This window comes from Petrimonas sulfuriphila (assembly GCA_038561985.1).
In the GTDB taxonomy this organism is placed as follows: Bacteria; Bacteroidota; Bacteroidia; order Bacteroidales; family Dysgonomonadaceae; genus Petrimonas; species Petrimonas sulfuriphila.
Genome location: CP073276.1, coordinates 2,522,740 through 2,534,525 on the forward strand (window position 1 = coordinate 2,522,740; position 11,786 = coordinate 2,534,525).

The 11,786-nt window shown below is 47.6% G+C and carries 8 protein-coding genes; 7 read left to right on the top strand and 1 reads right to left on the bottom strand.

All coding sequences use genetic code 11. The annotated features are described in order from the left end of the window. The first annotated feature begins 7 nt into the window (after positions 1-7). The 7 genes from lpdA (at position 8) to KCV26_10565 (ending at position 10,405) form a co-directional block, all read left to right on the top strand. A complete protein-coding gene (lpdA, locus tag KCV26_10535; GenBank protein ID WZX38377.1) occupies positions 8-1,366 on the top strand; it encodes a dihydrolipoyl dehydrogenase in 1,359 nt (452 codons plus the stop codon). A gap of 84 nt (positions 1,367-1,450) precedes the next feature. Further along, positions 1,451-3,910 (top strand): dehydrogenase, encoded by a 2,460-nt coding sequence (locus KCV26_10540; protein ID WZX35743.1) that lies wholly within the window; start codon positions 1,451-1,453, stop codon positions 3,908-3,910. Between the two features lie 2 nt (positions 3,911-3,912). After that, complete coding sequence (locus KCV26_10545) at positions 3,913-5,082, top strand: PHP domain-containing protein (protein ID WZX35744.1); 1,170 nt, start codon at positions 3,913-3,915, stop codon at positions 5,080-5,082. A 2-nt stretch (positions 5,083-5,084) separates the two neighbouring features. Continuing rightward, complete coding sequence (locus KCV26_10550; protein WZX35745.1) at positions 5,085-7,046, top strand: SDR family NAD(P)-dependent oxidoreductase; 1,962 nt, start codon at positions 5,085-5,087, stop codon at positions 7,044-7,046. Between the two features lie 17 nt (positions 7,047-7,063). Further along, positions 7,064-8,347: a zinc-binding dehydrogenase gene (locus KCV26_10555; protein WZX35746.1), complete on the top strand. Its 1,284-nt coding sequence runs from the start codon at positions 7,064-7,066 to the stop codon at positions 8,345-8,347. Between the two features lie 17 nt (positions 8,348-8,364). Beyond that, entirely contained in the window at positions 8,365-9,663 is a 1,299-nt protein-coding gene (locus KCV26_10560) for a class II aldolase/adducin family protein (GenBank protein ID WZX35747.1), read from the top strand. Then, positions 9,632-10,405: a lipoate--protein ligase family protein gene (locus KCV26_10565; protein WZX35748.1), complete on the top strand. Its 774-nt coding sequence runs from the start codon at positions 9,632-9,634 to the stop codon at positions 10,403-10,405. Before KCV26_10560 ends, KCV26_10565 begins: the two co-directional genes overlap by 32 nt. Here the strand turns inward: KCV26_10565 and hemG are convergent. Next, the gene (hemG, locus tag KCV26_10570; GenBank protein WZX38378.1) at positions 10,393-11,778 is read right to left on the bottom strand and encodes a protoporphyrinogen oxidase; all 1,386 of its coding nucleotides are present in this window, start codon (positions 11,776-11,778) and stop codon (positions 10,393-10,395) included. The two genes, KCV26_10565 and hemG, sit on opposite strands and share 13 nt — an antisense overlap. Positions 11,779-11,786 lie beyond the last annotated feature (8 nt).

The window sequence follows — 11,786 nt, forward strand, 5'->3', positions numbered from 1 at the left end:
AAACAAAATAATGTACGACTTACTGATCATCGGCGGTGGACCGGCCGGTTATGTGGCCGCGGAACGCGCAGGGCACAAGGGGCTGAAGGTGGTGCTGTTCGAGAAGAAAAGCCTGGGAGGCGTTTGCCTTAACGAAGGCTGTATTCCCACCAAGACCATGCTTTACAGTGCGAAGACCTATGAGAATGCCCTTCACGGGGACAAATACGGTGTTTTTGCGGAGAATGTCCGTTTTGAATACGACAAGATTGTATCCCGCAAAAATAAAGTGGTGCGCAAATTGGTCGCCGGCGTGAAAACCAAGATGAAGGCCAGCGATGTTGCGGTTGTTGAAGGCGAAGCCTGGATCTCGGGCAGAAGCGCCAAGGGAATCGAGGTGGTTTGCAACGGAGAGCATTACCTGGGAAACAACCTGTTGATATGTACCGGGTCCGAAGCGTCGGTTCCGCCCATTCCCGGATTAGGGGAAGCCGGCGATGTTGTCCTGACCAACCGTGAGGTTCTTGAACTCAAGGAGCAACCCAAAAGTCTAGTCGTCATCGGGGGAGGAGTTATCGGGATGGAGTTCGCCAGTTTTTACAACAGTTTAGGGTCCAGGGTGACCGTGATCGAGATGCTTCCCGAGATTCTGGGAAACAACGATTACGAGATATCAGCCCTTTCGCGCGATATTTTCACCAGGAAAGGCATCGAATTTCACCTTAACGCCAAGGTGGTCCGGGTGGACGGAAATAAAGTGGTTTTTGAGAAGGCGGGAGAAACACGCACCGTCGAAGGCGATAAAATCCTGTTGAGCGTCGGGCGCCGCGCGGTGACCAGGGGTTTTGGACTCGAAAATCTGAATGTGGAACTGGACAGGGGAGGCATCAAGGTCGATGAAAAGATGCGTACCAATGTGCCCAACGTCTTTGCCGCCGGCGACGTGACCGGTTTTTCGCTTTTGGCGCATACCGCCAGCCGTGAAGGCGAAGTGGTGGTTAACAACCTTACGGGAAAAGACGACATTATGCGTTATAATGCCATTCCGGGAGTCGTGTACATCAACCCTGAAATTGCAGGTGTGGGTGAAACCGAAGAAAGTGCCAGGGCAAAAGGGATTGCCTACAAGGTAGCCAGACTCTCCATGGCCTATGCCGGGCGTTTTGTCGCAGAAAACGAGGGCGGTGTCGGATTATGCAAGGTGCTTGCAGGTGAAAAATACGGCGAAGTCATCGGTGTTCACATGCTGGGAAACCCGAGCAGTGAAATGATTTACGGCGCCTGTCTGGCAATAGAGCAGGAGATGACGCTCGAAGAAATGAAAGAGGTCGTTTTTCCGCATCCTACAGTAAGTGAAATATTCAAGGAAGTGATTTTTGAATTTTGATTGCCCGGACTTGCTTGCTCAAAACCCAATAACAATTTATAAGAAAAATGACGATTGTAAAATCGATCGAAAAAATAAAACAGTATGCCAAAAATTCAATTTATTGATCCGGCTGAAGCCCGGAAACCGGGCTTTGTGGAATTTCAGCCCATTCCTGTCAATCAGTATCAAAAAACGGTAAAAGAAGAACGCGAAAATTTTACCGACGAGGAACTAAAAGCCATTTATCACGACATGGCGCTCATCCGCGAGTTTGAAACCATGCTTAACCTTATCAAAACCAAAGGTGAATACAACGGTGTGGCTTACAATCACCCCGGGCCGGCCCACTTGTCCATCGGACAGGAGTCGGCGGCCGTGGGGATGGCCTGGACGCTTACCGTGGATGACTTTATTTTCGGGAGCCACCGTTCGCACGGTGAAATCCTGGCCAAGGGGATGTCTGCCATCCATAAGCTTGCCGATGAGGAACTGTTGAAGATAATGCAGGGATTCTTTGACGGTTCGGTACTGGAAATCGTTCAAAAGGATTTCAACGGAACAACCAGGGAGCTTGCCCGCCGTTTTCTGGTTTACGGAACATTGGCTGAAATCTTTGCCCGGGAAACCGGATTCAACAGAGGACTGGGCGGTTCCATGCACGCCTTCTTCACGCCTTTCGGCGTGTATCCCAACAATGCCATCGTGGGTGGATCGGGAGACATAGCCGTTGGTGCCGCGTTATACAAAAAAGTCAACCGCAAACCCGGCATGGTGGTTGCCAACATAGGTGACGCATCGATGGCTTGCGGACCTGTTTGGGAAGGGATCACTTTTGCCGCCATGGACCAGTTCAAGGAGCTTTGGGACGGAGATATGAAGGGCGGGCTTCCGGTGATCATCAACATCATGAACAACCAGTACGGGATGGGCGGCCAGACCTGTGGCGAAACCATGGGTTACGGCATCGCAGCCCGTATCGGTGCAGGTGTGAACGAGGAACAGATGCACGCCGAACGCGTGGACGGTTACAATCCGCTGGCGGTAATTGACGCTTACAAACGCAAGCGAAAAATAATTGATGAGAAAAACGGGCCGGTCTTGCTGGATGTCCTGACCTACAGATACAGCGGGCACTCTCCCTCCGACGCGTCTTCCTACCGCACGAAGGAGGAAGTGGAAGCCTGGGAAAGACAGGACTGTATTGCGTCGTTCGGCAAACAGTTGCTGGAGGCGGGCGTGGCCGTCCAGGACGAGCTTGACGCCATCTGGAATGACATAAGGACGCTCATCCACGAGATGTTCCTCAAATCGATCAACGATGAGATCTCGCCCCGCATGAAAAATCCCGACGCGATCGGGGATATGATGTTCTCGAACGGTTCCGTGGACAGTTTCTCCGATGCAAGGCCCGACGTGCTGATGCCGATGGAGGAGAACTCCCGCGTAAAGAAGATAGCCGGCAAGGAACGTTTTGCGTTCGATGCCGAAGGCAAGCCGTTCAGCAAGATGAAGCAGTTCCAGTTGCGCGACGCCATTTTCGAAGCCATCATGGACAGGTTTTACAAGGATGCCTCGCTCGTTGCCTACGGAGAGGAGAACCGCGACTGGGGAGGCGCCTTTGCCGTTTACGGAGGGATGACGGAAGCCTTGCCATATCACCGCCTGTTCAACTCACCCATATCGGAAGCCTCTATCGTAGGTACGGCCATCGGTTACGCCATGTGCGGAGGAAGGGTTGTCCCCGAAATCATGTACTGCGATTTTCTGGGACGTTGTGGCGATGAAGTGTTCAACCAGCTTCCCAAATGGCAGGCAATGAGCGGCAACGTGCTGAAGATGCCGGTCGTGCTTCGTGTTTCGGTGGGCTCCAAATACGGCGCGCAGCACTCGCAGGACTGGACATCGCTTGTGGCACATATCCCGGGCATCAAGGTTTGTTTCCCGGTGACGCCTTACGATGCCAAGGGGCTGATGAACGCGGCGCTTCAGGGAACCGATCCGGTGATCTTCTTTGAAAGCCAGCGCATCTACGATATCGGCGAGCAATTCCATGAAGGAGGCGTTCCTGCCGGATATTACGAAATACCCATCGGTGAACCCGACGTGAAGAAAGAGGGAAAGGACATCACCTTCCTGACCATCGGACACACGCTTTATCCCGCGCTCCAGGCGGCAAAAGAATTGGAGTCGGTCCATGGGATGAGCGCCGAAGTGATCGATGCCCGTTCACTGGTGCCGTTCAATTACGAAAAAGTGGTCGCCTCGGTGAAGAAAACCGGCAAGATCATTGTTGCCGGCGATGCGACTGCCCGCGGCTCGTTCCTGAACGACCTGGCGGCAACCATCGGTTCGCTCTGCTTCGATTACCTGGACGCGCCCGTTGCGGTGCTTGGGTCACGCAACTGGATCACGCCGGCTCACGAACTTGAAGGCGCGTTCTTCCCGCAGCCAGGCTGGTTCATCGATATGATCCACGAACGCATACAGCCCCTCAAAGGGTATATGCCCGGTGAGAATTTCACCGATGCCGAAATGATCAGGAGAGCAAAAAAAGGAATTTGATCATGAATTTACCAAAAGTAAATGCCCACCTGCATACCCCGTTCTCTTTCAGTGCTTTCCGCGATATTGACGATGCGCTGGACAGGGCCGTTGCTGAAAAGGTTAAAGTGGTTGGTATCAACGATTTTTATACTGCCGAAGGTTACGAAGAGTGGATGGAAGGTTGTTCCAAACGTGGACTTTATCCGCTTTTCGGCATCGAGTTTATCAGCCTGAACGAAGAGGATCAAAAAGCAGGTTTGCGGGTGAACGATCCCGGAAATCCAGGACGGACTTACATCAGCGGGAAAGGATTGTTACAGCCCTTTAAGCTGAGTGAGCCTTATGCTTCGCAATTGACGAATGTACGTACAGAGGCTAATAAGCAGGTGGAAGCCATGTGTGAAAAACTGAACGGAATCCTTACTGCTAAAAATGTCGGATTTGTACTCGATATGGATTGGATTAAGGATAATCTGACTAAGGGTTCTGTTAGGGAACGTCATTTGGCGAAGGCTTTACGCTTGAAAGTTTATGAAAATTCAGGCGATAACCCAACAAGCATAAAGAACCTGCTAGAAGAAATTTTCGATGGAAAAGAACTGAAGTCGGATACTGAAAATCTTGCAGGTGTAGAGAACGAGATCCGTGCTAACCTGTTGAAAGCAGGTGGTTCGGCTTTTGTTCCCGAGACTGTCGAGGCGTTTCTTCCGATGCAGACGGTATGCAAAATCATTCTGGCAGCCGGAGGAATACCTACTTATCCCTTTTTAGCGGATGATGCCCAGGGAAATTATACCGATTTTGAACGTGACCTGGAACACGTGGCAAAACAACTGACCGAGCGTGGGTTTCATTCCGTGGAATTTATTACCACCCGAAACGATATGAACCTGTTGGAGAAATATGCAACATATCTTCACAACCAGGGTTTTATCGTAACCCTGGGCAGTGAACACAACTCTCCGTCAATGGAACCTATTGAACTTTTTGCCCGCAACCAGACCCCGTTATCGGAAAAATTACTGCGGGTCAACTATGAGGGTGCGTGTATTATTGCAGCTCATCAACATTTGGTTGCCCAGGGACTGAGCGGTTATTTGGATGAACAGGGGAACGCCGACCGCTCAAAAAGAGGTGAGTTTGTGAAATGGGGAGATGAGTTAATCAGAAACACAGTCGGAAAACAATAAAGATGAAAGAAATTCAGGATTTAATATCCATTTCGCGATTCTACGGCAAAGACAGCCGTTTTGTGATCGCCGGAGGGGGAAATACATCGTACAAGAACGAAGAGAAGATCTGGGTGAAAGCCAGTGGTTCATCACTCGAAACCATTACTGAAGATGGCTTTGCCATACTGGATCGCTCGCTACTTAATCCCATGTCTGGAAAGCAATACAGCGAAAATGCTGCCGAACGCGAAGAGCAAGTCAAAAATGATCTTGCTGCGGCTACTGTCACAAAAGGTAAACGCCCGTCGGTAGAAACCTCCATGCACAACGTGATCAACTATGCATTTGTGGTTCACTTACATCCAACGATCGTAAATGGATTAATGTGCGCAGTAAATGTCACCACAGTGTTGGAAAATCTTTTCGGTGAAAAAGTGTTGTACGTGGAATATACCGATCCGGGCTATGTTCTGTTTAAAAAAGTAGACGAGAAAATAAAGGAATATCGCCAGAAATTCAGCGAAGAACCACAGGTAATCTGGTTGCAGAACCACGGGATTTTTGTGGCTGCGGATAGTATTGAAGAGATAAAATCTATATATGGTTCAATTTTTGCAACACTTGAAAAGGCCGTGAGCATTCCATTGCCGGAAGACGAGAGGAAGGTGTGCCGCTGCGTGAGTGAAGTGTTGCCTGCAATCCGGATGTTGGTTTCTAAGGATAACCTTAAAACCCTGAAAGTTCGCAGGAACGGATTGATAGAATACTTTTGCGAAAGTCCGAGAAACCAGGTAGCCATTGCAAAACCTTTTACTCCCGATGCGATCGTTTACTGCAAGTCTAACTATTTGTTTTTGAACGATGAAACACCTGGACAAGTTCTCGAAAATGCTGAAGAATTGATTCCCGGCTTTGTAAATAAGTTTGGTTATCTGCCAAAAGTTTTGTTGATAAAAGGCATCGGGCTTGTATCCGTGGGAGATAATGCCAGACAATGCGATACCATTCTCGACGTATTTGAGGATGCTATGAAAGTTGCCTTTCTCTCTCAATCGTTTGGCGGTGCACACCCAATGACACAGGCTCAAATTGAATTTATTGATAACTGGGAAGTGGAAAATTACCGCCGCAGTGTTGCTGCCGGAAATGCTTCGGGGCGGGTAGAAAATAAAACCATTGTTGTAACCGGTGCAGCACAAGGTTTTGGCGAGGGAATTGCCGAATGTTTGCTGCGGGAAGGAGCCAATATTGTAGTGGCAGATTTGAACGAAGAGGCAGGACGGAATACGGTTGGGAAGTTTAATGGCCTGGCGAAAAGTAACCGGGCAATTTTTGTGAAAACAAATGTTTCCGAAATTTCAAGCCTCGACAACCTGGTGCAGGAGACTGTCTGTCATTTTGGTGGAATTGACTGCTTTATTAGCAACGCCGGTGTGTTGAGAGCCGGTGGGCTAGAAGATATGACACCCGAAAACTTCGACTTTGTCACAAAGATCAACTACAATGCCTATTTCTATTGTACAAAAGTAGTGAGCCAAGTAATGAAGCTGCAAACGAAATATGCATCAAGCGATTATTTTGCCGATATCATTCAAATAAATTCGAAATCGGGACTTCGCGGAAGCAAGGCTAACTTTGCATATGCTGGTGGGAAGTTCGGAGGAGTTGGACTTACGCAGTCCTTTGCACTGGAACTGGCTCCCTTCAGGATAAAAGTCAATTCGGTCTGCCCTGGCAATTACTACGAAGGCCCGCTCTGGAGTGATCCCGAAAATGGGTTGTTTGTACAATACCTGAATGCAGGAAAAGTACCCGGTGCCAAAACTATTGACGATGTGAAAGCGTTCTATCTGGCACAGGTGCCGATGCGAAAAGGTTGCACACCCGGGGATGTTACCAAGGGGGTACTGTATCTGATGGAGCAATGCGGCGAAACTGGACAGGCATTGCCTGTTACCGGTGGACAAGTAATGTTGAATTAATAAAATCATAGCAAAAAATGAAAACAAGAGCAGTCCGTTTGTACGGCAAAAAAGATCTCAGGCTGGAAGAGTTTGAATTGCCGGCCATTAAGGACGACGAGATACTTGCAAAAGTAGTTTCTGATTCATTGTGTATGTCGTCTTACAAGGCATCCTCGCAAGGCGCGGAACACAAACGGATCCCCGATAATGTAGCCGAAAACCCTATCATCATCGGTCATGAGTTTGCCGGAGAATTACTGGAAGTTGGCAGTAAGTGGGCGCATAAGTTCAAAGCAGGTGATAAATTCTCCATTCAGCCGGCCCTGTATTACGAAAACGGGCCTGTTGGTATTCTGAGCGCTCCTGGTTATAGTTACTCGTATATTGGAGGTGACGCAACCTATGTGGTGATTCCGAATGAAGTGATGGAGCGAGATTGCCTCCTGGCTTATCACGGTGAAGGGTATTATCCTGCTTCATTGGCCGAACCGCTTTCGTGTGTTATTGGAGCCATGCACGCCAATTATCATACCACTCCGGGCAGTTACCGGCATAATATGGAAATAATTGACGGCGGAAAGATGGCTATTCTTGCCGGAGTAGGTCCAATGGGGCTGGCCGCGATCAATTTCGTGCTCCGTCGCGAAGAAGTAAAGCCATCCTTACTGGTGGTTACCGATATCGACCAGACACGGCTCGACCGTGCAGCATCCATCTATACCGTTGAGTTCGCTGCTTCACGCGGAATCGATCTGAAGTACATCAATACAGGAAAGATGGAGAATCCCGTGGAAGAGCTGAAAGCAATCAGTGGCGGAGCAGGTTTCGATGATGTCTTTGTGTTTGCTCCCGTAAAGCCTGTTGTAGAACAAGGGGATGCTATTCTTGGATTTGACGGATGCCTGAACTTTTTTGCCGGCCCTGACAACCCGAACTTCAGTGCCATGTTGAATTTCTATAATGTTCATTACGCCTATACGCATATTGTCGGCACCAGCGGTGGAAATAACGACGATATGGTAGAAGCATTGGACATCATGAGCAAAGGGTTGGATCCTGCCGGATTGGTTACTCATATCGGAGGCTTGAATGCTGTTGCTGAAGCGACTAACAACCTGCCCCATATTCCTGGAGGTAAAAAATTGATTTATACACATATAGAAATGCCGCTTACCCCCATTTCCGATTTTGCAAGTTTGGGAGAAACCGACGGTCTCTTTAAGAAATTAGCTGAAATCTGTGACCGGCATAACGGTTTGTGGAGCGTAGAAGCAGAAGCATACCTCTTGTCTAACCATCCCTCAATCCGTACCCCATAACCCGAAACTGGCATCATATGAAACAACTAGACATTCATTTAATGCATCCGGTAGAGCAGATCAACATAATTATCGGACGAATTTACCGAAGCGGAATGACCACCACTTCCGGTGGAAATATTTCCATCCGGGATGATAACGGAGATATCTGGATCACACCGTCGGGCGTGGATAAAGGAAATCTGACCACCAAGGACATTATGTGTGTAAAAAAAGATGGATCCGTCGTAGGCCTTCACAAACCATCTTCAGAATATCCTTTCCACAGGGCGATTTACGAATCTCGTCCGGATATAACGGCAATCATTCATGCTCATCCACCGGCGCTGGTCGCTTTCAGCATCGCCGGCACTGTCCCCGATACCAAGATTGTTCCGCAGGCGCATAATGTCTGTGGCGATATCGGTTTTGCGCCTTATGGCACACCTGGGAGTGAAGACCTTGGAAAAAAAATTGCCGGTGTGTTTCAAGACAAACGTTTCCGGGCCGTAATTATGGAAAATCACGGTGTTGTGCTGGGCGGGACCGATATGATGGACGCTTATCAGCGGTTTGAAACCTTGGAGTTTTGCTGCCGTACCATCGTGAATGCAGGTAAACTCGGAAAAGTAAAATATCTTTCTGACGAACAGGTGGCAAGCTATGTGAACCATATCCCGAGGAATATTTCACATTTTATGGATGTAGAATATCCGTCTGATGAACGTGCTTTACGTACCGAAATGGTTAATATCATTCGCCGGTCATGCGATCAGGGCTTGATGATTTCTACGTATGGAACGGTGAGTGTACGGTGGCGTAACGATGACTTTTTAATAACGCCCCGTGATGTTGCCCGTTGGGATATTTTGCCGAGCGATATTGTACAAATCAAAAACGGAATGGCAGAAGCAGGAAAAATACCCAGCCGTTCGGTAGCGCTTCACCAACGGATTTATCAGCTTAATCCGCACATCAATTCCATTATCTGCACTCAACCCATCAACCTGATGGCACACGCTGTGAGCGGAAGCAAGTTTGATGTACGTACGATTCCCGAAAGTTGGATCTTCCTGCAGGACGTGCCTTCGATTCCGTTCGGACTGATTTATAACGAGATTGACGGTGTAGCAAAAATGTTTCGTGAAAACCGGGTGATTTTGGTGGAGAACGACAGTGTCTTTGTTACAGGAGATAAATTGCTCAACACTTTCGATTACCTGGAAGTTGCCGAATTTTCGGCCAATTCTCTCGTGATGGCTTCTGCTATCGGACCGTTGAAACCTATCGGGGACAAGGAGATAGATGACCTTCGTATCGCCTTTAATGTTGGATAAGTTCAATTTGAATACGAAACTTATTTTTTCTCCCTCAACCGTACCGGCTTTTAACCTGGCTGCGGAGGAATACCTTTTTTCCGTCCGGGAAGATTATCTCTTCCTGTATGTAAATAATGCAAGTGTTATTGTTGGCTATAATCAGGCGGTGGTGAACGAAGTGGACATGGACTTTTGTATTGAGAAAGATATTCGCATTATCCGGCGTTTATCGGGTGGAGGAGCTGTTTATCACGATTCAGGAAACCTGAACTACGCTTTTATATCCGATAAGAAAGAAATGCCGCTCAGCGCCGATTTTCTTTTGCCCGTGATCCATGTGCTTCAGCAGCTGAATATTCCCGTTGAAACCGGAAAGAGAAAAGACTTATGGTTACCCGGTGGGTACAAGGTTTCGGGTACCGCGTCGCATGTGTCAAAAGGCCGTGAATTGCATCACGGGACATTGCTTTACGAAAGCAATCTAGAACATTTGAAACGTTCGTTAAGTCCGGAAAAAAGAAACCTTATAACCAAGGCAACGGCTTCCGTACCCAGTCCGGTGAAAAACATAAGTTCTTTTTTGAAAGAAGAAAAAAGGAACCCCTTTTCTTTCCGGGAATTTGTAAAGCGGTTTGTAGATGAATCGATGAAATATTTTAACATTGCCGGGCTAACCTCATTCTCTCCGGCTGAGGTGGAAGCTATAGAAACATTGCAACGTGAGAAATATTCGCAACGTACGTGGAATTATAAGATGTGACTTTTCTGATTTATCTCATTGGCCAATTTTGTTCCTTGAATAATGCGATGCGCCATTCCTACTCCGTCCCTCAGGTTACCGGCTATATGCAAGCCGGGAAATTTTTTTTCCAATTCCGATATCGTTTTCAATCGTTCTTCCGAAGAGATTTCATATTGGGGAATAGCATTCGGATGACGAAATATTTTAATCAAATCGGGCATTTTGTTTTCCGGGAATTTCAGCATGCGATGAAAAGCTTTTACCGTTTTTTCTTCAATCTCCGTGTCAGATAACTGCGTTAAATCTACTCGCTTTGTTCCACCCATAAAGAAAGAAAAAAGAGCGCCGTTTTCCGGACATCTTTTGTCAAAACAAGAGAACGGAAAAAGAATTCCCAAAAAATCCTCTTTGTCTTTAGATGATACTAATCCGCCAAAAGCGCTGAATGTTAATTCCTCACGTTCTTTTACTCCTACTGCCACTTGAACGATTGGGGCGTAGCGCAGATTGCTTATCTTTTCAATTTCGTTATAAGGAATAAACGGTAGGAGTGGCGGCAAAGCATAAGCTCCCACGGTGGTTATTACGTGGCGGCAGGTAAAATTAAGTCCTTTTCCGTTTTGTGTGCATTCAATCTGCCATGCTCTGTTTTTAGAATTTTGTGAAACGATGGTGCCGGTTGCAGAAAGAAACAGGTTTTCTGTTCCGATATGTTTTTGCATGGCTTTGGGTAAATTCTCCATGCCGCCTTTCACCGAAAAAATACCTTTTGGAGTTTTAGACCGGGAGTCTCTTTTATTTTCGCAGGATTTTTTTATGCTTCCTCCGATAAAACTACCGTAGGTTTGTTCCAGACTATAGAGCTTTGGCAATGCGTGACGGGTAATGAGTGTTTCGGCATCGCCGGCGTAAACTCCCGATAAGAACGGGTCGATAGCGTAATTGACAAACGATTTTCCTAAACGGCGGGCACCCAACGCTGCTATGGACTCGTCTGGATTTTTTCCTTTCTTCCGAAAAGGTTCACCCAATATCCGCAGCTTATCACTAAATGTAAACAACGGTGTAATAATGCCGCTCCACAGACCGTTGGGCAATGGATGGAACTGTCCGTTCTTCCATATCCACCTGCTTTCCGATTCTTTACGGGCAAATTCTATTTCGCAATCGGGCTGCAGTACATTAAATAAATTAATCACTTCTTCTGATGCGCTTGCTCCGGTATTTGGCCCCGACTCAAACACAAAGCCATTTTCATGAAATGTTTGTATTTGTCCGCCTACGCGATTACTCTTTTCAAGAATTGCTACCGACAATCCTCTGTTTTTCAGAAGTAAAGCAACAGTTAATCCGGTAAGTCCGGCCCCTATTATTACTACGTCTTTTTCCATTAGGCTAA